The sequence below is a fragment of the Paenibacillus albiflavus genome (assembly GCF_004344915.1).
GTDB lineage: Bacteria > Bacillota > Bacilli > Paenibacillales > NBRC-103111 > Paenibacillus_AM > Paenibacillus_AM albiflavus.
Genome location: NZ_SKFG01000015.1, coordinates 22,029 through 44,434, shown reverse-complemented (window position 1 = coordinate 44,434; position 22,406 = coordinate 22,029). Strand labels below are relative to the sequence as shown.

20 protein-coding genes, 1 tRNA gene and 1 other RNA gene are annotated in these 22,406 nt (G+C 44.0%); 17 read left to right on the top strand and 5 right to left on the bottom strand.

Annotation, left to right across the window (positions count from 1 at the left end; all coding sequences use genetic code 11):
- The first annotated feature begins 11 nt into the window (after positions 1–11).
- The 6 genes from trxB to E0485_RS15365 all read left to right on the top strand — a co-directional run bounded on the left by trxB (position 12) and on the right by E0485_RS15365 (position 5,457).
- Positions 12–959, top strand: a complete 948-nt coding sequence (gene trxB, locus E0485_RS15390; RefSeq protein WP_132418958.1) for a thioredoxin-disulfide reductase — start codon at positions 12–14, stop codon at positions 957–959.
- A gap of 300 nt (positions 960–1,259) precedes the next feature.
- Positions 1,260–2,207: an ROK family glucokinase gene (locus E0485_RS15385; protein ID WP_132418957.1), complete on the top strand. Its 948-nt coding sequence runs from the start codon at positions 1,260–1,262 to the stop codon at positions 2,205–2,207.
- A gap of 18 nt (positions 2,208–2,225) precedes the next feature.
- Entirely contained in the window at positions 2,226–3,113 is an 888-nt protein-coding gene (gene rapZ / locus E0485_RS15380) for an RNase adapter RapZ (RefSeq protein ID WP_132418956.1), read from the top strand.
- A 30-nt stretch (positions 3,114–3,143) separates the two neighbouring features.
- On the top strand, positions 3,144–4,130 hold the full coding sequence (locus E0485_RS15375; protein ID WP_268957588.1) for a gluconeogenesis factor YvcK family protein: 987 nt from the start codon (positions 3,144–3,146) through the stop codon (positions 4,128–4,130).
- Between the two features lie 4 nt (positions 4,131–4,134).
- Entirely contained in the window at positions 4,135–5,067 is a 933-nt protein-coding gene (gene whiA, locus E0485_RS15370) for a DNA-binding protein WhiA (RefSeq protein ID WP_132418955.1), read from the top strand.
- A gap of 120 nt (positions 5,068–5,187) precedes the next feature.
- Positions 5,188–5,457 (top strand): HPr family phosphocarrier protein, encoded by a 270-nt coding sequence (locus E0485_RS15365; protein ID WP_132418954.1) that lies wholly within the window; start codon positions 5,188–5,190, stop codon positions 5,455–5,457.
- Positions 5,458–5,576: 119 nt separating this feature from the next.
- Here E0485_RS15365 and clpP read toward each other — a convergent pair whose 3' ends face one another.
- Together clpP and E0485_RS15355 are read right to left on the bottom strand one after the other, a co-directional pair.
- Positions 5,577–6,161, bottom strand: coding sequence for an ATP-dependent Clp endopeptidase proteolytic subunit ClpP (clpP, locus tag E0485_RS15360; protein WP_132418953.1), 585 nt, complete (start codon positions 6,159–6,161; stop codon positions 5,577–5,579).
- Positions 6,162–6,330: 169 nt separating this feature from the next.
- A tRNA-Arg gene (locus tag E0485_RS15355) sits at positions 6,331–6,402 on the bottom strand.
- A 211-nt stretch (positions 6,403–6,613) separates the two neighbouring features.
- On the opposite strand from E0485_RS15355, the gene E0485_RS15350 reads away from it, so the two are divergent.
- The 10 genes from E0485_RS15350 to ssrA all read left to right on the top strand — a co-directional run bounded on the left by E0485_RS15350 (position 6,614) and on the right by ssrA (position 18,045).
- On the top strand, positions 6,614–7,639 hold the full coding sequence (locus E0485_RS15350) for a sugar-binding transcriptional regulator (RefSeq protein WP_132418952.1): 1,026 nt from the start codon (positions 6,614–6,616) through the stop codon (positions 7,637–7,639).
- Positions 7,640–7,712: 73 nt separating this feature from the next.
- A complete protein-coding gene (gene gap, locus E0485_RS15345; RefSeq protein WP_132418951.1) occupies positions 7,713–8,717 on the top strand; it encodes a type I glyceraldehyde-3-phosphate dehydrogenase in 1,005 nt (334 codons plus the stop codon).
- A 94-nt stretch (positions 8,718–8,811) separates the two neighbouring features.
- Positions 8,812–9,993, top strand: a complete 1,182-nt coding sequence (locus E0485_RS15340) for a phosphoglycerate kinase (RefSeq protein WP_132418950.1) — start codon at positions 8,812–8,814, stop codon at positions 9,991–9,993.
- 21 nt (positions 9,994–10,014) lie between these two features.
- Complete coding sequence (gene tpiA / locus E0485_RS15335) at positions 10,015–10,770, top strand: triose-phosphate isomerase (protein WP_132418949.1); 756 nt, start codon at positions 10,015–10,017, stop codon at positions 10,768–10,770.
- Entirely contained in the window at positions 10,771–12,309 is a 1,539-nt protein-coding gene (gene gpmI, locus E0485_RS15330) for a 2,3-bisphosphoglycerate-independent phosphoglycerate mutase (protein WP_132418948.1), read from the top strand.
- A 67-nt stretch (positions 12,310–12,376) separates the two neighbouring features.
- A complete protein-coding gene (eno, locus tag E0485_RS15325; protein WP_132418947.1) occupies positions 12,377–13,672 on the top strand; it encodes a phosphopyruvate hydratase in 1,296 nt (431 codons plus the stop codon).
- 145 nt (positions 13,673–13,817) lie between these two features.
- Positions 13,818–14,054: a preprotein translocase subunit SecG gene (gene secG / locus E0485_RS15320; RefSeq protein ID WP_132418946.1), complete on the top strand. Its 237-nt coding sequence runs from the start codon at positions 13,818–13,820 to the stop codon at positions 14,052–14,054.
- An 89-nt stretch (positions 14,055–14,143) separates the two neighbouring features.
- Entirely contained in the window at positions 14,144–16,876 is a 2,733-nt protein-coding gene (gene rnr / locus E0485_RS15315) for a ribonuclease R (RefSeq protein ID WP_132418945.1), read from the top strand.
- Positions 16,877–16,990: 114 nt separating this feature from the next.
- Positions 16,991–17,476, top strand: a complete 486-nt coding sequence (gene smpB, locus E0485_RS15310) for an SsrA-binding protein SmpB (RefSeq protein ID WP_132418944.1) — start codon at positions 16,991–16,993, stop codon at positions 17,474–17,476.
- 205 nt (positions 17,477–17,681) lie between these two features.
- Positions 17,682–18,045: a transfer-messenger RNA gene (gene ssrA, locus E0485_RS15305) on the top strand.
- A 100-nt stretch (positions 18,046–18,145) separates the two neighbouring features.
- Here ssrA and E0485_RS15300 read toward each other — a convergent pair.
- Entirely contained in the window at positions 18,146–19,135 is a 990-nt protein-coding gene (locus E0485_RS15300) for a zinc-binding dehydrogenase (RefSeq protein ID WP_132418943.1), read from the bottom strand.
- Between the two features lie 129 nt (positions 19,136–19,264).
- Here E0485_RS15300 and E0485_RS15295 point away from each other — a divergent pair, with 129 nt between their 5' ends.
- Complete coding sequence (locus E0485_RS15295) at positions 19,265–20,122, top strand: LysR family transcriptional regulator (RefSeq protein WP_132418942.1); 858 nt, start codon at positions 19,265–19,267, stop codon at positions 20,120–20,122.
- A gap of 201 nt (positions 20,123–20,323) precedes the next feature.
- Here the strand turns inward: E0485_RS15295 and E0485_RS15290 are convergent, their stop codons facing one another.
- Positions 20,324–21,508, bottom strand: coding sequence for a twin-arginine translocation signal domain-containing protein (locus E0485_RS15290; RefSeq protein ID WP_165921202.1), 1,185 nt, complete (start codon positions 21,506–21,508; stop codon positions 20,324–20,326).
- On the bottom strand, positions 21,474–22,109 hold the full coding sequence (locus tag E0485_RS15285; RefSeq protein ID WP_165921201.1) for a TetR/AcrR family transcriptional regulator: 636 nt from the start codon (positions 22,107–22,109) through the stop codon (positions 21,474–21,476). Before E0485_RS15285 ends, E0485_RS15290 begins: the two co-directional genes overlap by 35 nt.
- Positions 22,110–22,406 lie beyond the last annotated feature (297 nt).

The window sequence follows — 22,406 nt, the reverse complement described above, 5'->3', positions numbered from 1 at the left end:
TGTTTGAGTGTATGCATAAGGTGATTGTTGTTGGAACTGGTCCTGCTGGATATACAGCAGCGATTTACTTAGCTCGTGCGAATATGATGCCTCTTGTAATTGAAGGACCTGAGCCAGGTGGGCAGCTAACCACTACGACAGAGGTTGAGAACTTCCCGGGCTTTCCTGATGGAATTACAGGTCCAGAATTAATGGCCAATATGCGCAAGCAAGCGGAACGATTCGGTGCGGAGTTTAAGCCTGGATTCGTGACGCGAGTTGATCTTAGCAAGCGTCCATTTCAAGTAGAGGTTGAAGGAGTCGGGGAGCTTGAGACTGAAGCGCTCATTATCTCGACAGGAGCTTCAGCCAAATATCTAGGTATAGTTGGGGAAAAGGAGAATATTGGTCAAGGTGTAAGCACTTGCGCAACATGCGATGGCTTTTTCTTTAGAGGAAAAAGATTGGTCGTTATTGGCGGTGGTGATTCAGCGATGGAGGAAGCCAATTTCTTAACTAAATTTGCTACAGAGGTTCGACTTGTTAATCGCCGTACGGAACTTCGTGCATCTAAAATTATGCAGGAACGTGCTCGTGAGAATGAGAAGATCACTTGGAGTCTCAATTATACACCTCTTGAAGTACAATCAGATGGCATGAAGGTTACGTGTCTTAAAGTACGCAATAATGATACAGGCGAAGAAGAGTTGTTTGAGACAGACGGTATTTTCGTTGCAATAGGGCACAAACCGAATACTGATTTTCTTGGCGGACAGATTACAACGAATGAAGTTGGCTACATCGTTGTTAAACCAGGTACGACCGAGACGAATGTTGCTGGTGTATTCGCTTGTGGGGATGTCCAGGATCCGAAATATCGGCAAGCAATAACGGCTGCAGGCAGTGGCTGTATGGCAGCTCTTGATTGTGAGAAGTTTCTGGAAGGAAGTATCGTGGCAGACTGGAGTCAATCACTTTAACAATCGAATGTTCCAAGCGCTAAGAGACGTGGCTGAAGCAACTTGCATCCGCGTTTTCTTCAGTTATTCAGAAAGTATAAGTTTTCACTATACTTCCTCTGAATAACCTTAGGAAACGCTCCGTCCCCAAAGGACGAATAGCCGTTTCCTCTTGGTTATAGAGTAGATCAGGTATGTAATTATCAGGAACTAACCCGTTTCCTTGACCTGCTCAGGAGGGTTCGCGTATAGTTCTAATTAAAGCTTGTGTTAACGAAGACTGCTTTCCTGAGGGGAAGCATTTTGAGAGGATGAATAGAGATGACAGATCAGATCTATGTTGGTGTCGATCTAGGCGGGACGACAATTAAGGTAGGCGTATGCGACAGCGAGGGTAATTTGCTTCACAAGTATGAAGGTCCAACAGGTGTAGAATTTGGTCAAGATCATGTTATTGGCAAAATTGCCGAATATGCGCGTGCAGCGGTGTCAGAGACATCCTATGCATGGGATCAAGTGGTTGGAGTTGGAGCTGGTATAGCTGGCTTCCTTAACATTGCTGAAGGTATTATCGTTGCATCGGTTAATCTTAATTTGCATAATGTTCCAATCAAACAGCGTTTAGAAGAGATGCTCGGGAAACCTGTTAAGATCGATAATGATGCCAACGTAGCAGCGCTTGGTGAAGTATGGAGCGGTGCAGGCAAAGGCTTGTCTGATGTTGTCTGCTATACACTTGGTACAGGTGTTGGCGGTGGTATTGTTGAGAACGGTAAACTGCTGCACGGATTCAAAGGTATGGCTGGCGAAATTGGCCACTTATGTGTGGTGCCAGATGTAGAAGCTATTCAATGTAATTGCGGTCGCGTGGGTTGTCTAGAAACGGTATCCTCTGCTACTGGTATAGTTCGTATGGCAACGAATGCAGTAGAACGTGGCGAATTCACTTCGTTAAGCCTGCTGGATAAAATTGAAGCGAAAGATGTATTCGAGGCGGCAAGAGGCAAGGATGAGGTTGCCCTACGGATTGTCAATCGAGCAGCTTATTATATTGGCAGATCGATGGCAACGCTAGCCGTGATCACAAATCCGCAACGCTTTATTATTGGCGGTGGCGTGTCTCGCGCTGGTGAAATTTTGTTTGAGCCAATTCGTGCTGCATTTAATAAATATACACCTGAGCCAATTAAAGATGGCGTTGATATCGTTGCGGCTACACTAGGGAACGATGCTGGTATTGTGGGAGCTGCGGGACTGAATTTGAAGTAATTAAGGGAGAGGGAAAGCATGGACAGTACGAGCGGGGCTGCTAAGCTCGTTATTATCACAGGCATGTCTGGTGCTGGTAAGACGATTGCCGTTCAATCTTTTGAAGATCTTGGTTTCTTCTGTGTTGATAATCTACCTCCAATTCTAATTCCTAAGTTTGCTGAGCTGATTGAACAGTCTCAAGGCAAAATTGGAAAAGTCGCACTTGTGATCGATCTAAGGGGAAGAGAGTTCTTCACCTCTCTAAATGAATCGCTTCGTACCTTGAAGGATCATCCTTCGATTACTTACGAGATTTTGTTCCTTGATGCTACAGATGCATCTCTTGTTCAGCGTTACAAAGAAACGCGCAGACGTCATCCGCTTGCGAATGGAGGTCTACCGTTAGACGGGATTCATTCCGAACGGAAGCTGCTGGAGGAGCTCAAAGGCTTTGCTACGCAAATTATAGATACAACTTCTCTTAAGCCAGTGCAGCTTAAAGAGCAGATTTCTTCTAGATTCACCAATCTTCAGTCTAATTGCATATCTATAAATGTGATTTCATTCGGATTTAAGTACGGCGTTCCAATTGATGCTGATCTTATCTTTGACGTGCGGTTTCTGCCTAACCCACATTATGTAGATACACTTAGACCCAAAACGGGTCAAGACCAAGAGGTCTATGATTATGTAATGAAATGGCAGGAAACACAAGAATTTTTAACTAAGTTGCTTGATATGCTTCAATTCCTTATGCCACAGTATCAAAAAGAAGGCAAGAGTCAAGTTGTCATCGGAATTGGATGTACGGGCGGTAAACATCGTTCGGTTGCGATTGCAGAATACCTCGGTAAAATGATGGGGAGTTCTGAAACAGAATCTGTCAGAGTCAGCCACCGGGATGCGGAACGAGATCGTAATTAGTCAAGCTAATAGGGTTATAGGGGTGAAATTTTGTCAACGGATCTCAAGCTACCAAACAATCCAAAAATAGTCGTTATCGGTGGAGGAACTGGGCTATCGGTAATGCTCCGCGGCCTGAAGAATAAACCGCTCGATATTACAGCAATTGTGACTGTTGGAGATGATGGAGGCAGCTCTGGGATTCTACGCGCAGAGCTTGGTATGCTGCCACCAGGTGATATTCGCAACGTGCTAACTTCTATGGCGGATGTTGAGCCGCTGCTTGCACTTATGCTGCAATATCGTTTTCCTGAAGGAACAGGCCTTGCGGGACATTCACTAGGTAATTTAATTCTAGCTGCGATGAAGGATATTACGGGAGACTTTGTGACGGGCATCAGAGAGATGAGCCGGGTATTTGCTGTTCGCGGCAATGTTCTTCCTGTATCTAGTCAACTTATTACGCTTAAAGCAGAAATGGAAGATGGGTCAATTGTAGAAGGAGAATCCAAAATCCCTCAATCAGGTAGACGAATCGATCGACTTTTCATTGAACCTGCTAATGTAAAGCCTCTTCCTGAAGCAATACAAGCTATTCGTGAAGCTGATGCGATTCTATGCGGACCTGGATCTTTATATACAAGTATACTTCCCAATTTGCTAGTAAAAGGAATAGCTGAGGAACTGGTTAAATCGAATGCGGTCAAAATGTTCATTTGTAATGTAATGACACAGCCAGGTGAGACCGATGATTACTCTGTTAGTGATCACCTTGAAGCGATTCATAAGCATGTGGGACATCAATTGTTCGATTATGTTATCGTCAATGATGGAGAGATTCCTCCACAGGTCCAAAGCAAATATGCGGAAAAAGGCTCCAAAGCCGTTCATCTTGATTTAGAAGAAGTGACAAGACGAGGCTATCAGGTAATTGCGGATACGCTAGTTTTGTTCCGAACTTATTTACGTCACGATGCTGAGAAGCTCAGTGATCATATTTACCAGATCGTAGATAATTGGATGTCCAGAAAGAGGTGATGAAGTGTCTTTTGCAGCGCAAACCAAAAAAGAATTAACCTTAATTGAATCGGAAGCTTGCTGCGAGAAGGCTGAGTTGTCTGCGCTAATTCGGATGAATGGCTCAGTTCAATTCAGCAACGGACGTGTGATTCTCGACATTCTGACAGAGAACGCTGCAATTGCTAGACGAATTTATTCTCTCCTCAAAAAAACATACGGCATCCATACTGAATTGCTTGTACGTAAAAAAATGCGGTTGAAAAAGAATAATGTCTACATCGTTCGCGTTCCGGTAGGTGTTCAAGAGCTGCTTAAGGATTTGTGCATCGTTTCAGAGGGATTCTTGTTCACAGATGGAATAGATAAGCGAATTATCCCATCTGCTTGCTGCAAACGAGCTTATTTACGTGGTGCATTCTTGGCAGGTGGATCGGTGAACAATCCAGAAGGCTCGTCCTACCACTTGGAAATCGCCTCCATTTACGAAGAGCATTGTCAGGCTCTTGCTAAGCTTGCAAATCGTTTTGATCTAAATGCGAGATTCATTGAGCGCAAAAAAGGATTTGTGTTATATATCAAAGAAGGCGAGAAAATCATTGAATTCTTATCCATCATTGGCGCTCATCAAGCTTTGCTTAGATTTGAAGATGTGCGAATCATGAAGGATATGCGCAATTCCGTGAATCGAATCGTTAATTGTGAAACAGCTAATCTGAATAAAACCATTGGGGCGGCTGTGCGGCAAATTGATAATATTCGATTGCTGCAAAAAGAAATCGGTCTTGAGAATTTGCCTGATAAGCTTAGAGAGGTAGCTGAGATGCGACTTAAGCATCCTGATATAAACCTTAAAGAGGTAGGCGATTTGCTAAAAGGCGGAGTGAGCAAGTCCGGTGTGAATCATCGTTTACGTAAAATTGATGAGCTTGCTGAAAAAATCCGAAGCACTCAGTAACGGATCTTCATAATAATTCCTAGTTTATTTTGCACTAGAGTGGTATAATATTAATAATTATGCGTTTTTGTGTGCCGTAATAAGCAAAGATTTTTACAGATAAAAGGGGGAATTGGTTCGATGTCAAGACGCCCAGTGATAGTGAAACTGAAAACCGGTTTACATGCAAGACCGGCAGCTCTATTCGTACAAGAAGCTAATAAATTTTCATCTGAAATTTTCGTTGAGAAGGATGAAAAGAAGGTCAATGCGAAGAGCATTATGGGGATTATGAGTTTAGCTATTTCAACAGGCACTGAGGTTTATATCTCAGCAGAGGGTTCAGATTCAGATCAAGCCGTAGATGCTTTGATTTCCCTGGTGAGTAAAGAGGAATTAGACAATCAATAATGCGGATCTGATTGTTAACGCATTCATTGTCTTAACTTGTCACTAACTAAAACAACGTGTCATCTTATTGAGTTCCAATAGGATGACACGTTGTTTTATCTATATGTCCCGAAATTGAATTACAGCTTTTCGATTACTTTATCAATTAAGCCGTATTCCTTCGCTTCTGCTGCAGACATGAAGTAGTCGCGGTCTGTATCGCGATCGATACGCTCAAGCGGTTGGCCTGTGCGATCAGCTAGAATTTTGTTTAAGTTCTCACGCATTTTAATAATGCGGTTCGCGCGAATTTGAATATCGGAAGCCTGACCTTCAACGCCGCCTAATGGCTGATGAATCATCACTTCAGAATTCGGCAGCGCATAACGCTTACCAGGAGCGCCAGCAGTTAGAAGGAATGCACCCATTGATGCAGCCATACCAACACAGATGGTGGATACATCGGATTTAATGAATTGCATTGTGTCGTATATTGCCATTCCAGCAGTAATTGAACCACCAGGTGAATTGATGTAGATCGAAATATCTTTCTCTGGATCTTGGGCATCAAGGAATAGCAACTGAGCGATAATGGCATTAGCCACTTGATCATTTACTTGTGATCCAAGAAAAATGATGCGGTCTTTGAGTAAACGGGAGTAAATATCATACGCGCGCTCCCCTCTCGCGTCTTGTTCGACAACCATAGGAACTAATAGGCTCATATGTAACAACCTCCTTGTGTGTTGATCTTTTACTTGTTTGAATATATCCATATCATACTCCAAATAAACCTAAAGGTCAATTAAGGTCAAACATTATAAGCAGATTATTTAAAAGCCTATAGAAAAGAGCTCCCAACTGTGGGAGCTCTCTTTAGTTTGAAGATTATAACGCGCCCACGAGGAATCGAACCTCGATCTCAGGCTCCGGAGGCCTACGTCATATCCGTTGGACCATGGGCGCATAATAGCAAGTGTTGACTCTGAAATAAGCGAGTGCAACAGCAAAGGTAATTATATGATAGATAGGCATGAAAATCAATCTAAAATTAATGCAGTTAGCAGGTTGCACCATGAAAAAAAATGGGATATAATGAAAACGTAGCTAGCGGGACTAAAAATGTACTAACGGGACATTTTTTGTCCAGCATGGTGTGGGAGAGATTAGATATATTATGAAACGGATTCTGGAAGTACAGAAACAACTAGTACCTGATTTGCTCGATGTGATGAAGAAGAGATATACAATCCTACATCACATCATGATTTCAGGTGTGATTGGCAGAAGAACACTCGCCGTATCACTTAATATCACGGAACGTGTTCTTCGCGGAGAAGTCGATTTTCTTAAATCACAAGGTCTTCTGGAAATTGAATCTAACGGTATGCGAATCACTCCTGCTGGGCAACTATTGCTTGATCAAATAGAGCCCATGATTAAAGAGGTATTCGAATTAACGGATCTGGAATCGCAGATTCGAACTACTTATGGATTATCCCAAGTTATTATCGTTCCAGGGGATTCCGATCGTTCATTCTTTACCAAGAAGGAACTTGGACGAACGGCGGCAACCATTCTCCGTAAGCTTGTAACTAATGGTGATGTCGTTTCGGTTACAGGCGGCTCGACAATTGCAGAGGTAGCGAATCATATGAGCAGTTCGGCTCCTATTAAAGAAGCTTGGTTCGTTCCTGCTAGAGGCGGTCTTGGAGAAAGCGTGGAATTGCAAGCTAATACCGTCGCATCGCAAATGGCGCAGCGTATTGGTGGACAATATCGCTTGCTACATGTACCTGACGATCTTGGCGAAGAAGCTTACCAAAGCTTGCTTCAAGAGCCGAGCGTAAAGGAAATTGTCAGTTTTGTCCGCAACTGTCGCATTGTTGTTCACGGAATTGGAGATGCTATGGTCATGGCTAAACGACGGAAAGTTGGAGAAGCTACGATTAGCATGCTGCAAAATGTTGGAGCGGAAGCTGAAGCATTTGGGTATTATTTTGACAACAACGGACATGTCGTTCATAAGATGATGACACTTGGTCTTCAGCTTGAAGACATTCAGGAAACAGAGGTTGTTATTGGAGTAGCTGGTGGTCAAAGTAAAGGCAAAGCAATTGCAGCTTTTTTGAAATTCGGCCATGAGGATATTCTTGTGACAGATGAAGCTGCCGCTCTTGAAATCATCAAGTACGCACCTTAAGCAAGTTATCTCGACTCGCCCCTTAAGGCTAGTCTTGAAATATATATATTATTTTTAGGGAGGAACCATAATTATGACTAAAGTTGGTATTAATGGTTTTGGACGTATTGGACGTAACGTATTCCGCGCAGCACTTAACAATCCAGAAGTTGAGATCGTAGCGATTAACGATCTAACAGACGTAAAAACACTTGCTCACCTTTTGAAATATGACACAACTCATGGCAAGCTTGATGCTACAGTAGAAGCTGGCGAAGGCGAACTTAAAGTTAACGGTAAATCCGTTAAAGTATTTGCTGAGCGCAACCCTGCTGATCTTGCATGGTCAGACTTCGGCGTTGAAGTAGTAGTAGAATCCACTGGTATCTTCACAGCTAAAGAAAAAGCAGAAGCACATATCAAAGGTTCTGTTAAAAAAGTTATTATCTCCGCTCCAGCAACTAACGAAGATATTACAATCGTTATGGGCGTTAACGAAGATAAATACGATGCTGCAAGCCACAACGTTATTTCCAACGCATCTTGCACAACAAACTGCTTAGCACCATTTGCTAAAGTTATTAATGACAAATTCGGTATCGTTAAAGGTATGATGACTACAGTTCACTCCTACACTAACGACCAAAACGTTCTTGACCTTCCGCACAAAGACCTTCGTCGTGCTCGTGCAGCAGCTGAGAACATTATCCCTTCAACAACTGGTGCTGCTAAAGCCGTTTCTCTAGTATTACCAGAACTTAAAGGTAAATTGAACGGTATGGCTATGCGTGTTCCTACACCTAACGTATCCGTTACTGACCTTGTAGTTGAACTTAGCAAGAACGTAACTGTTGAAGAAGTTAACGGTGCTTTGAAAGAAGCAGCTAACGGCCCACTTAAAGGCATCATGAACTACACTGAAGAGCCGCTTGTATCTTCAGACTTCAACAGCGACCCAGCTTCCTCCACAATCGACAGCTTGTGCACAATGGTAGTTGGTGACAACATGCTTAAAGTTGTTTCCTGGTACGATAATGAGTGGGGTTACTCCAACCGCGTAGTTGACCTTGTACAATTCATTGCTAAAAAAGGTCTATAATAGTACCCACTTATACGGGTGATTTGTAAAAATAAGAGGAGAAGTGATTCTCCTCTTTATCTCTGATACAGACAAACTTTGGGGAGGCTATCCTATGAACAAGAAGAGTGTACGCGACGTTGAAGTTTCAGGCAAAAAGGTGTTTGTGCGCGTTGATTTTAACGTGCCGATGGAGAACGGACATATTACCGACGATACTCGTATCCGTGAAACATTGCCAACGATTAAATATCTCGTTGAGCGCGGTGCGAAAGTAATTTTGGCTTCTCACCTTGGTCGTCCAAAAGGTAAGTTCGTTGACGAGATGCGTTTAACACAGGCTGGAGTTCGTCTTTCTGAATTACTTGGTAAGCCAGTAGCTAAGGCTGATGAAGCAATTGGCGATGCGGTGAAAGCACAAGTAGCGGCGATGAATGATGGTAATGTGCTGCTTCTTGAAAACGTTCGTTTCTATGAAGGTGAAGAAAAGAACGATGCTGAACTGGCTAAATCATTTGCAGAGCTTGCTGATCTGTATGTTAACGACGCATTTGGCGCTGCACACCGTGCTCATGCTTCAACAGAAGGTATTGCTCATTACTTGCCAGCGGTATCCGGACTATTGATGGAGAAAGAGCTTAGCGTACTAGGCAAAGCACTTTTAAATCCTGAACGTCCTTTTACAGCGATTATCGGGGGCTCCAAAGTTAAAGATAAAATCGATGTTATCAATAAAATGATTGAAATCGCAGATAATGTGATCATTGGCGGCGGTTTATCTTATACATTCATCAAAGCGCTAGGCCACGAGATCGGTAAATCACTAGTTGATAACGAGAAGCTTGATATGGCGTTAGGCTTTATTGAGAAGGCAAAAGCGAATAACGTGAATCTATTGCTTGCAGTTGATATTGTCGTAGCAGATGATTTCAGTCCGACAGCGAATACCAAAGTCGTCGATGTAACGGATATTCCTGCTGACTGGGAAGGTCTAGATATTGGGCCGAAAACTCGCGATATTTATGCTGATACAATTAAAAACTCCAAGCTTATCGTTTGGAATGGTCCAATGGGCGTATTCGAAATGGATGCTTTTGCAAACGGTACGAAAGCTGTTGCAGAAGCATGTGCGCAAACAGCAGGTTACACAGTCATTGGCGGTGGCGATTCTGCAGCAGCAGTTGAAAAATTCGGTCTAGCTAGCAAGATGGATCATATTTCAACTGGTGGCGGCGCATCACTAGAATTCATGGAAGGCAAAGCACTGCCAGGTGTTGTTGCACTTAACGATAAGTAATAGAGAGGAAGCTTGATTTAGATGACTAGAACACCAATCATTGCAGGAAACTGGAAAATGTTCAAAACAGTTTCCGAAGCTACAGCATTTGTAAATGAAATTAAAGGCGGCGCGGAAGTTGCAGGAGTAGAGAGCGTTGTATGCGCACCTTATACTTGCCTTCCTGCACTTGTGGAAGCTGTTAAAGGCACTTCCATTAAAGTAGGCGCACAAAATATGCACTGGGAAGAAAATGGCGCATTCACTGGGGAAATCTCTGGCCTAATGCTTCAAGATCTAGGCGTACACTATGTCATTATCGGACACTCCGAGCGTCGTGCTTATTATGCAGAAACAGATGAAACAGTGAACAAGAAAGTTCACGCTGCATTTAAGTATGGTGTTACACCAATCGTCTGTGTTGGAGAGAAGCTTGAGGAACGTGAAGCTGGACAGACGAAAGACGTGTGTAAAGTGCAAACAGAAGCTGCATTCGCTGGACTTTCTGCTGAGCTTGCTAAGCAGGTGGTTGTTGCTTATGAACCAATCTGGGCGATTGGAACAGGCAAATCCTCGACAGCAGCAGATGCACAAGATGTTATTGGCTACATCCGCAGCTTAATTGCAGCTTTATATGATTCATCCGTAGCAGATGCTGTTCGTATTCAATATGGCGGTTCTGTTAAACCTAATAATGTTACTGAATATATGGGCGAGCAAGACATCGATGGTGCTCTTGTTGGTGGAGCGTCTCTTGAGCCTGCTTCCTATATCGCACTTGTTCAGGGGGCGAAATAAATGGCTGCTCGTAAACCTGTTGCGTTAATTATTATGGACGGATTTGGTTTGCGTGACGAAGTACAAGGCAATGCGGTTGCGCAAGCAAAGAAACCTAATTATGATCGGTTTCGTCAGGAGTTCCCTTTTACAACTTTAACTGCTTGTGGTGAAGCTGTTGGTTTGCCTGAAGGGCAAATGGGCAACTCGGAAGTCGGACATTTGAACATCGGTGCAGGTCGCATCGTATATCAAGATCTAACTCGTATTACCAAATCCATTCGTGATGGAGAATTCTTTGAAATTGACAAGCTTGTAGACGCAGTACGAAGTGCTAAAGAGAAAGGCAAGCAATTGCATTTACTCGGTCTTCTATCTGATGGTGGTGTTCACTCGCATAACTCTCATCTATATGCCTTGCTAGAATTAGCAAAGCGTGAGAGCTTCAATAACGTTTATGTTCATGCTATTTTGGATGGACGAGATGTAGCACCTAGCTCGGCTGTTGGTTATTTAGAAGAGCTCCAAGCAAAAATCAAAGAAATCGGTGTAGGACAGATTGCTACAGTCCAAGGCCGTTACTATGCAATGGACCGCGATAAGCGCTGGGAACGTGTGGAGAAATCTTATCGTTCTATGGTTTATGGCGATGGTCCTACGCATACAGATCCAATCCAGGCGGTTAAAGAATCGTATGAACAGAACGTACTTGATGAGTTCTTTGTACCAACTGTTATCACGGATGGCAGTGGTAAGGCGCTTACTACAGTAGCATCAGGCGATTCCATGATTTTCTTTAACTTCCGTCCTGACCGTGCGATTCAAATTTCACAAGCTCTAACAAATCCTGAGTTTAATGGTTTTGATCGTGGTGCTAATCACCCAGAGGAGCTTAACTTTGTATGCATGACGACTTATGATGCGTCTGTTAAAGGATCTGTAGCTTTCTCTCCTAAAGATATTACGAACACAATCGGTGATGTGGTATCGAATAAAGGACTTAAGCAATTGCGAATTGCTGAGACAGAGAAGTATCCGCATGTAACGTTCTTCTTCAATGGTGGACGTCATGAAGAGCTCCCTGGTGAGAAACGCATTCTAATTCCTTCACCTAAAGTAGCTACTTATGATCTACAGCCAGAGATGAGTGCTTATGAAGTAACAGAAGCAGTTCTGAAAGAAATTGAAGCTGATGCACAAGATATGATTATCTTGAACTTTGCTAACCCTGATATGGTGGGTCACTCTGGTCTTGTTGAACCGACAGTTCGCGCTGTTGAAGTGACAGATGAGTGCATGGGTAAAGTTGTCGATGCGATTCTTGCCAAAGGCGGAGCTGTTTGCATCACGGCTGACCATGGTAATGCGGATCTCGTTCGTGACGAACAAGATCGTCCATTCACTGCACATACGACAAATCCAGTGCCATTCATCGTTACAGATAAGAATGTGAAGCTTCGCGAAGGCGGAATTCTAGCAGACATTGCACCAACTATGCTAAATTTACTTGGGATTGAACAACCTGCCGAAATGACAGGAAGATCAGTTATAGAGAAATAATCAATCTAACCAATACTACAAATTTTGAAACATAACCGTTTCAGCAAATTAAAGGAGTGTAATTCAAATGACAATTATTTCAGACGTATATGCACGCGAAGTGCTTGATTCCCGTGGTAATCCAACAGTTGAAGTAGAAGTATACTTAGAGTCCGGCGCAATGGGCCGCGCAATTGTACCTTCTGGTGCTTCCACAGGCGCACACGAAGCTGTTGAGCTTCGTGATGGTGACAAAGGCCGTTACCTTGGTAAAGGTGTAGAGAAAGCTGTTAAGAACGTTAATGAAATTATCGCTCCAGAATTAATCGGTCTAGACGCTCTTGATCAAGTTGGCGTAGACAACAAAATGATCGAGCTAGATGGTACTGCAAACAAAGGCAAACTAGGAGCTAACGCTATTCTTGCTGTATCCATGGCAACTGCTCGTGCAGCAGCTGAAGCATTAGACATTCCTTTATATGTATACCTTGGCGGATTCAACGCAAAAGCTCTTCCAGTTCCAATGATGAACATCATCAACGGTGGCGAGCACGCAGACAACAACATCGACGTTCAAGAGTTCATGGTTCTTCCAGTTGGTGCTCCAACATTCAAAGAAGCTCTTCGCACAGGCGCAGAAATCTTCCACAGCTTGAAAGGCGTATTGCAATCCAAAGGCCTTAACACAGCTGTAGGTGACGAAGGTGGTTTCGCTCCTAACTTGTCATCCAACGAAGAAGCAATCACAACGATCATCGAAGCAATCGAAAAAGCTGGTTACAAACCAGGCGTTGACGTATTCCTAGGTATGGACGTTGCTTCCACTGAGTTCTACAAAGATGGCAAATACACACTTGCAGGTGAAGGCAAATCCTACACATCCGCTGAGTATGTTGATCTTCTTGCTTCATGGGTTGAGAAATATCCAATCATCACAATTGAAGACGGTATGTCTGAAGATGACTGGGAAGGTTGGAAATTGCTTACTGAAAAATTGGGCAACAAAGTTCAGCTTGTTGGTGACGACTTGTTCGTTACAAACACAGAGCGTCTGTCCACTGGTATTGAAAAAGGAATCGGTAACTCCATCTTGGTTAAAGTTAACCAAATCGGTACGCTTACTGAAACATTTGATGCAATCGAAATGGCTAAACGCGCTGGTTACACAGCAGTAATCTCCCACCGTTCCGGTGAATCCGAAGACAGCACAATCGCTGACATCGCAGTAGCGACTAACGCTGGTCAAATCAAGACAGGTGCTCCTTCACGTACTGACCGTGTTGCGAAATACAACCAATTGCTTCGCATTGAAGACGAATTGGCTTATGTTGCACAATATGCTGGTCGCAAAGCATTCTACAACTTGAAGAACTTTGCTAAGTAATTAGCTTAAATAGCTTGAGGGACCTCGTGAGGGGTCCCTTTTTTATGACTGTTGTGTATAAATATTGCTACTGATCACTATCTGTGTTAAAATAATAGATGCTTGTTTTATTTTTTATGTTGAGAAATAACTATGAGGTGTCGATATGGAATTATTATGGAAAGTGTTACTTGTGATTGCTTCGGTTGGATTGATCATTGTAGTTTTACTACAAAAAGGTAAAAGTGCAGGACTTGCAGGCGCAATTTCTGGTGGTGCTGAACATTTGTTCGGTAAACAAAAGGCACGCGGCTTAGAGTTGTTCTTGGAACGTCTAACTATTGGATTGGCAAGTGCATTTTTCATATTGTCTCTTGTCGTAGCTTATTTTGTAAAATCATAGTAACAAATAAATTTAAGACAGCAGGGGCAACCTATACCTGCTGTTTTTTATTTAGGATTATAGAAGCAAATGGATAGAAGGTGACGATAATGATTACAGAACAGGATATTCTAACGTTCATGCGAGAAACTGCTTATAGACCCATGACCTATGGTGAGCTAGAAAAGCATTTTGGCATTCAACGCGCGGAAGATTTCAAACAATTCTTGAAAGTTCTGAATGAGCTTGAAAATAAAGGGTTCATTCTACGCTCCAATAATGATCGGTACGGTGTTCCTGAACGGATGAATATGTTAAGAGGCAGGCTGCAGGCGCATGCGAAGGGTTTTGGCTTCCTTATTCCTGATGATCGGGATCAGCAGGATATTTATATTAATGCGGCCGATATGCATACTGCGATGAATGGAGATACGATTCTCGTTCGCATAACTTCGCAGAGCCCTTCAGGTGGTAGAACTGAGGGTGAAGTTGTACAGGTTATTTCAAGAGCAAACACACAAATCATTGGTACATTCCAATCGAATGGTACGTTTGGCTTTGTGATTCCCGACGATAAGCGCGTGAATCGGGACATTTTTATACCTGAAGGTTCGTTCCAAGGTGCTGTGAATGGTCAGAAAGTGGTCGCAAAGATCGTATCTTATCCAGAAGGACGTGCTGCGGCAGAAGGGCAAATTGTCGAGATTCTGGGTCATAAGGATGATCCAGGTGTGGATATTCTTTCGATCATTCGCAAATATAATTTGCCAGAAGCATTCAGTGAAGAAGTCATGGCCGAAGCTGCTAAGGCGCCAGAATCAATCAGTGATGAAGAGCTTCTAGGACAAGGTCGGCGTGATTTGCGAGACAAACAGATCGTAACTATCGACGGCGAAGATGCTAAGGATCTAGATGATGCTGTCAATGTGGAACGATTACCGAATGGGAATTACTTACTTGGGGTACATATTGCAGATGTAGGCTATTACGTCAAAGAAGGATCTATGCTTGATCGTGAAGCCTATGCGCGTGGTTGCTCCGTTTATTTGGTGGACCGCGTGATTCCGATGCTGCCTCATCGATTATCGAACGGAATATGCTCGCTTAATCCTCAAGTCAATCGCTTGACGATGTCTTGTGAGATGGAATTCGATAGCGAGGCCAATGTGGTACGGCATGATATTTTTACATCCGTCATTAAGACGACGGAGCGCATGACTTATACGAATGTCCGCAAAATCTTAACAGAGCCTGATGAGCATCCAGAATTAATGGAACGATATGCAGGGCTTGTCGATCACTTTAAGCTGATGGACGAGCTTGCGATGAAGCTTCGCAGCAAGCGTCAGCGCCGTGGTGCGATTGATTTTGACTTCCAGGAATCCAAAGTTATCGTAGATGAGAACGGGAAGCCGACGGATATTATTAAACGAGAACGTTCGATTGCAGAGATGATCATTGAAGAGTTCATGCTAGCTGCGAATGAAACCGTCGCGGAGCATTTTTACTGGCTGAAGGTGCCATTCCTGTATCGTATACATGAAGATCCCGATCAGGAGAAGCTGATACATTTTCTGCAATTCGTTGCGAACTTTGGTTATGTGGTTAAGGGTGCAGGCAACAAAAAGGTTCATCCAAGAGCGTTGCAGGATGTACTTGAGGAGATTAAGGGAACGAAAGAAGAGACGGTTATCTCGACAGTTATGCTTCGCTCCATGAAGCAAGCGCGGTATGAGGCCCAGAGTCTTGGCCATTTTGGATTGGCAGCAGAGTTCTATTCGCATTTTACATCACCAATTCGTCGTTATCCTGACCTCGTCATCCATCGGATGATTCGCGAAGTGATCGAGAATGGTGTGTTATCTGAGCAGCGTAATGAATACATGACGGAACGCATGAAGGATATTGCACAGCAATCTTCTGATCGTGAACGAGTGGCTGTGGACGCCGAGCGTGATACAGAAGCGCTCAAGAAGGCAGAATTCATGCTGGATAAAGTCGGTGAGGAATTCGAAGGGATTATTTCATCGGTTACCGGCTTTGGTATGTTCATTGAACTGGACAATTCAGTTGAAGGCTTAATTCGTCTTAGCGATCTAACAGATGATTATTACAACTATCACGAAATGTATCATATGCTGATTGGCGAACGTACTTCCAAGACATTCCGTATCGGAGACGAAGTGAAGATCCGCGTGGCACGCGTGAACATGGATGATCATACCATCGACTTTGAGATGGTAGATATGAAGCCTCGCAATGGCGGTAAGCAAAGTCTGTTCGATAAGTTTGGCGGACGTACTAGAGGTGGATCAGGAGTTCCAGGCGGCGGTCGAGGCAGACGTGGCGGCAAGCGCGACGATCAAGGCAATGCTGGTGGCTTCGGTCAAAAAGGGAAGAAGGACCGGAAATCGCAGTTTAGTGGAGAGTCTGCTAAGTCGCGTAAGAAGGATAAAGACGGTAAGATTGGGATTCAAGTAGGGCAATCCATGAGTGATCCAAGTATCGATCCACCATTCAAAGACCATGAGTCTACAAATGGAGGGTCAGACTACTTTAGCAATGCTCATGATGCGAGCGGTAAAGGCCGCCCTGGAAAACGCGGTGGGAAATCGCGCAATGGCAAAGGAAGCAGCCAAGGTGGAATCTCGCTAGGTGCTAATGGCCAGCAAAGTTCGGGCGGCGATCGTTCTTCTGGACGTGGGAAACGGAAGAATGATACCAATTCATCTGTTCAAACAGGATCCAAGCGCGGTAAAGGTGACGACAGTAAAAATAGCTACTCAGGTGACTGGGCAAGCAGTGTGAATGTGCTTAGAAATAAGGGCAAGCGTCCACGCTGATCACGGAACTGAATCATGACTCCACCTTGATTTCTATGGGCGAAGTTGGTACAATGGGCGAAGGCGAAAATCTTCGCTCATTGCTTATTTCCTCAAAGAAAGGAGTCCTCTCGCATGGTGAAGAAGAATGAGAACGGCGGCAAAGTGCTTGCACAGAACAAGAAAGCATCTCATGACTATTTTATCGAAGACACATTTGAATGTGGTATGGTATTAACAGGTACGGAGATTAAATCACTACGCCAAAGTAGAGCCAATATTGGTGATGCGTTCGCAACGATTCGTAATGGAGAGGCATTCGTGCATAACATGCATATATCCCCTTTTGAGCAGGGCAATCGCAGTAACCCAACTGATCCGACCAGAGCTCGTAAGCTTCTTCTGAAGAAGGTTGAGATCAATAAGCTGATTGGATTAACCAAGCAGCAAGGTTATACACTAGTACCGCTAAAAGTGTATGTACGTAATGGCTATGCTAAGCTGCTACTCGGTCTTGGTCGAGGTAAGAAGCTATACGATAAGCGTGATACAGCCGCTAAGCGCGATGCAGATCGTGACATTCAGCGCGCATTGCGTGAGAGACAGAAGGTAGCTAGATAATTAAGATTTTTTTTGTGGTAACAACCACCTGAACTCCCATTAACATTATCGGCAGCAATCAGGAGGATATGATATACTAAGAATGTATCAAGCGCATTAAACATATGCGGAAGATACAATTAGCATCCAACTCGTTAACTCGGGGATACAGATGCGTCTTTATGAAACGGGCGTGTGATTAGCACGGGCAATCGTTTCACATTACGGGGGCGTTTTTGGATTCGACGGGGATAGTTCGAGCATGGATAGCGGGTAGTGGGGAGCGTCCGCTTCATCAACGCTAAAGCCTATTAAACGGCAAACAAAACAACAACTTCGCATTCGCAGCTTAATAACCTGTGAGCGAGCTTCTACCTTGTATCGCCCATGTACCAGGATAGGGGCCCAACTTTAGTGGGATACGCTGTCACATCTCCGCCTGGGGTGTGCTGAAGAAGACAATCAGGCTGACCTAGGAAGAAGCCGGTTACGGGGCGTCAGCCTAGGTGACATCAAATCTGTGACTACACCCGTAGAAGTCTATGTGGCGTTGTCTTCGGACAGGGGTTCGACTCCCCTCGCCTCCATACAAAAAATCCACAACCGAATCCGGTTGTGGATTTTTACTATTATAGAAAATAGAAAAACAAGCTGACCCAAACGAAAATGGAGATGAATACCTTCAGAGTCTCAATCTATTCTTATTCCAATATTCCCAAATTGCTCCCCATGTTGCATTCGCTGAAAGGCTTGAAGAGTGTCTTGTAAAGGATAGACACTATCAATGATAGGGTGTATCGAGTGGCGTTCCATAAATTGAAGCATAGCAATAAACTCTTCACTGCTTCCCATGGAGGTACCGATGATACTGATTTGGGGGTAAAATATGGATCGTACCGCTAGTTCCATGCGATTTCCTGAGCTTGCTCCATAAGTGACGATACGGCCATTCGGCTTAATGACATCAAAGTAATGTTGGAACGTCGCTGGCCCGATACTGTCTAGGATGAGATCCACTGTTTCTCCTTTCATATTTTCCTTCCAATCGCTATTACTGTCAAAGGCATGATCTGCCCCATGTGCAAGAGCAGCCTGCCTTTTTGCTTCACTGCGTGATGTGACACTGACTCGTGCACCCGCTGCTGAAGCCATAAGCATGGCATAAGTCGCCACACCTCCACCAATACCTGGGATAAGGATATGATCGCCTTGCTTCAAGCTACCTCTCGTGAACAAAGCCCGATAAGCTGTCAAGGCAGACAAGGGCAATACGCCAGCTTCGTCCCATGACAAGTAAGCTGGTTTGCTGACGGCATTTTGCGCAGGGATGATGATAGACTCGGCGAATGTACCATCCGAAGGACCGCCCACTATGGCTGGAACGGTCGGGACATCGTGGGTGGTTTCCCACCCGATACACGGATTAATGATGACATCGGTACCTACTGTAATGTTTGTTACACACTCACCTACCGCTTCAATTCTACCCGCGCCATCAGAACCCATAATTAGGGGGGCATCCTTATTTGTTCGATTCGCCATGAGAAATAAGTCTCGATGATTCAATCCTGCTGTTTTCAGCCTTACTTTTACTTCGCCGAAGCCCGGCTGTTTGTCATTAACGTCTTCATATGTTAAGCCCTTCAAGCCGTTCATCCCAGTATGTATGATTGCTTTCATCCTAACTCCTCCAGTAATTCGTATTTCGATGCATCTATTGTGAATTGTACAGAGTGGGAAGCATACAGTAAAATGAACAAAACCGAATGTGAGTATCATAAATGATCATACCAAGCAGGTGAAATAGAAATGGAAAGCGGAGATTTAAGAATATTCCAAGCTGTAGCTCGAGAGGGGAGCATAACCAAGGCTGCGCAAATGTTGAATTATGTACAGTCTAATGTGACGAACCGAATTCAGTATCTTGAGGCGCAGTTGAAAACCCCCCTTTTTCGGCGATCCAATCGAGGGATGACGCTAACTCCGGCTGGCGAGAATTTACTGGGGTATGCGGATAAAATACTGATTCTGATAGACGAGGCAGTGAAATCTACACAATACTCGGACCATCCTTCAGGGCCACTTCGGATCGGTTCCATTGAAACGACTGCGGTCATTCATCTGACGCCTTTATTGACTGAGTATCAATCACGATATCCAGATGTTAATGTATCCCTCATTACGGGTGTGACACATGCACTTTTACAAAGGGTGCTGGATTACGAGCTTGATGGGGCTTTTGTATATGGACCAATTGACCATCCAGACATAGAACATGTCGCGGCTTTTGAAGAGGAGTTGGTACTGATCTCGGAGCTGGGAAAAAGCGACATGCACGAGCTGCTTTCGAAGCCGATGTTGTTTTTCGATGTTGGATGTACGCATCGGGAAAAAGCGGAGAGTTTTCTGAGAGGAACTGGTCTGACCACCTATCAAATTATGGAATTTGGCACATTAGCAGTTATTCTAGATGGGGTTTCCGCTGGGCTCGGCGTGTCTATGCTACCACGATCATCGATTGCCAAGGCGGAAGAGAAGGGCATAATCGCTTCCCACCGTTTGCCTGAAGAGTACCGAGCTTTGCAGGTATGGTTTGTGCATAGACATGACTCAATTTACTCAAGTGCATTGACAAGGCTAATACAATTACTTGAAGCTAAGCATTAATAGTTAACCCGCAACGATCAATAGCGTCGAGTGTTAGTGCTAGACCACATCAACAAACAACCTCATCATCATGCTGCGGTGAATTGTGAATTTGTACGGTCGCGATTTGGAGTAGAGAAGGGGAGTAAACCCCTGTCGGGGTTCAGTCCCACGCGCAGTTTTTTTAGGATTTATTCTGCCTATCCGTGCATAAGCTTCTGTTTAATGATGAGTCAGTAATACTTCCTCAGCAGGACGTCTAGGGCTGGCTAATGCCTGACCAGTGGGATAACCCATACGGAAAGTAAATAACCCTTCATAACCCGGAGCATTGACTAGCTTCTCTATGGCTTTACCGAAGAGGGGTTCGATGCCTAGCTGAAGCTCGCGATCTCTTCTCTCATGCAGCTGATTCAAAGGTTGTGCAGCCAGCCCATTGGTGACAGCCCAAAGATGCATTCGCTGCCATAGCCTTCCGGCTTGCATTAACTGAGTTCGATCCCTCTGATTGCGAACGAGCAGCATGCCAAAGACGGATGCAGTTGAGACTTGAGGGCTCTTCGTCATCTTGAGCCAGTAGTCGTTAAAGGATTTTACAGAGTCAGGAAGCACTTTCCCGAAAAACCGAATCATCTCGGAATTGCCTGACGCGTCAATTGATATGCCGTCCTTATGCCGTTGAAGCTCATCCCAGTCATGTCTATTCCATTTATGGCTATCCCCTGACTGTGATTGATCGCCGATGATAGCTTCCGTTGCGTGAATAATCAAATTACCCACTTCCGTCTTCTTGTCCGCATCCGTAAACCAAGCAACTTTCACGTCGGGGAACTCACTACTGAGCTTCTCCATTTGCTGCAACGTGGCAGGCTCTACTTGCTTATCTGAGTCATAAGCTGCACGGTCGGTATGCCGCTTTCCAATTACATGGTAGAGGTCTGGCGAAGTCATCACCCCTGGTGTTAATGTGATGTTCGCGACATGAATCTGCTCGAATCCACCGGGATATAGAGTAACCTTGGATTCGTAGCTGGATGCGTTGGCAGCTAGATCTAAATTCTCAATTGCGCATCCTAAGCTGATATTCATCTCTCTAAAATAAGGATCCATCGTGCCAATATTACGCGATATATCAGTATATAGATCTATCTCGTTTTCTCTGATACGGTATAGCCATGGCTGCGTATTGTGCGCGTTAGAGGCTAGTATCGATGCTTTAACGAAACGGAATAACGGGTTTGTATCGGAGTCTATATCCTCTTCATTCCATGATTGCCACGGCTCATAGGCCGGACCTTTCCCTGTGGAAAAAGCTCCTTGATCGAAGGCGCGAATGACCCCACCTGTCGATATCAAGGCTATTGCGGCGGCGCTAGTCTTCAGAAAGTTTCTTCTCGATATGATCATACGAATTCCCCTCTCCGGCATGAATCGCTATGTAAGGCTTAATAATGGACAAGATGAGCTCCAAACCTTCTTGCAACCGTGCTGAATCTACAGTAACCCCGTTCATTTCTAAGAAACCTAACCAATTGGTCGCGACAATCCAGCCCGCCGTAAAAAGCTGACGATGATTATCAACGCCATGGTTAAATTGAAGAACACCACTTTGAACGAATCGCCCAATGAAAGCCTCTTGATCGAGCATTCTGCTCTCCATCATTTGCTGGTGCTTCTGTTTCAATTCCGCATCTGCTTGCAGCAATGCAATGGCTTCTCGATAAAAGAAGCGATATTCCCACAAAATTTCGAAGTTTAATAGAAGTCTACTTCTTAAATCCTCAAGTGTTACCTGAATGTCATCAGGGAGTGACCATATTGGATGCCATTTCGCATACATTTGGTCTAGGATAGCTCGAATGATCTCTTCTTTGTTTTTAAAATGATAATACAAATTGCCCGGACTCATTTGAGCCGAAGTGGCAATATGGTTTGTTGATACTTTTCCCGTACCTTGTTCATTAAATAAAGTCACAGCGGTATGCAGAATAAGTTCCTTAGTACGCAATACGATCACCTCAAACATTAGAGTATTTACTCTAATTATAGGATGAGGGGAGTTTTACGTCAATGTTCATCTATTCAGGGCAATGAATCTAGTGATGAACAAATGAAGAGTTTCTTATTGGACAATAAAAAGAAGTTATTGGATAGTTTCATTGAAATGTAGGGACACACGCGACACTCAGTCTCTTTCCACCTTGGTTGGAACAACTGAAAATGCGGCAAAAATGAAAAAAGCCTTAACCCACTTGAATTCCGCCAGCATAAAATGCTAATCTCGTTAAATATAGTATTTTTCATC

What these genes read in the sequence shown, in the direction of transcription:
- trxB (WP_132418958.1), top strand. Translation starts at nt 12, where the DNA reads ATGCATAAGGTGATTGTTGTTGGAACTGGTCCTGCTGGATATACAGCA.
- E0485_RS15385 (WP_132418957.1), top strand. Translation starts at nt 1,260, where the DNA reads ATGACAGATCAGATCTATGTTGGTGTCGATCTAGGCGGGACGACAATT.
- rapZ (WP_132418956.1), top strand. Translation starts at nt 2,226, where the DNA reads ATGGACAGTACGAGCGGGGCTGCTAAGCTCGTTATTATCACAGGCATG.
- E0485_RS15365 (WP_132418954.1), top strand. Translation starts at nt 5,188, where the DNA reads ATGTCAAGACGCCCAGTGATAGTGAAACTGAAAACCGGTTTACATGCA.
- clpP (WP_132418953.1), bottom strand. Translation starts at nt 6,161, where the DNA reads ATGAGCCTATTAGTTCCTATGGTTGTCGAACAAGACGCGAGAGGGGAG.
- E0485_RS15350 (WP_132418952.1), top strand. Translation starts at nt 6,614, where the DNA reads ATGAAACGGATTCTGGAAGTACAGAAACAACTAGTACCTGATTTGCTC.
- gap (WP_132418951.1), top strand. Translation starts at nt 7,713, where the DNA reads ATGACTAAAGTTGGTATTAATGGTTTTGGACGTATTGGACGTAACGTA.
- E0485_RS15340 (WP_132418950.1), top strand. Translation starts at nt 8,812, where the DNA reads ATGAACAAGAAGAGTGTACGCGACGTTGAAGTTTCAGGCAAAAAGGTG.
- tpiA (WP_132418949.1), top strand. Translation starts at nt 10,015, where the DNA reads ATGACTAGAACACCAATCATTGCAGGAAACTGGAAAATGTTCAAAACA.
- gpmI (WP_132418948.1), top strand. Translation starts at nt 10,771, where the DNA reads ATGGCTGCTCGTAAACCTGTTGCGTTAATTATTATGGACGGATTTGGT.
- eno (WP_132418947.1), top strand. Translation starts at nt 12,377, where the DNA reads ATGACAATTATTTCAGACGTATATGCACGCGAAGTGCTTGATTCCCGT.
- secG (WP_132418946.1), top strand. Translation starts at nt 13,818, where the DNA reads ATGGAATTATTATGGAAAGTGTTACTTGTGATTGCTTCGGTTGGATTG.
- rnr (WP_132418945.1), top strand. Translation starts at nt 14,144, where the DNA reads ATGATTACAGAACAGGATATTCTAACGTTCATGCGAGAAACTGCTTAT.
- smpB (WP_132418944.1), top strand. Translation starts at nt 16,991, where the DNA reads ATGGTGAAGAAGAATGAGAACGGCGGCAAAGTGCTTGCACAGAACAAG.
- E0485_RS15300 (WP_132418943.1), bottom strand. Translation starts at nt 19,135, where the DNA reads ATGAAAGCAATCATACATACTGGGATGAACGGCTTGAAGGGCTTAACA.
- E0485_RS15295 (WP_132418942.1), top strand. Translation starts at nt 19,265, where the DNA reads ATGGAAAGCGGAGATTTAAGAATATTCCAAGCTGTAGCTCGAGAGGGG.
- E0485_RS15290 (WP_165921202.1), bottom strand. Translation starts at nt 21,508, where the DNA reads ATGATCATATCGAGAAGAAACTTTCTGAAGACTAGCGCCGCCGCAATA.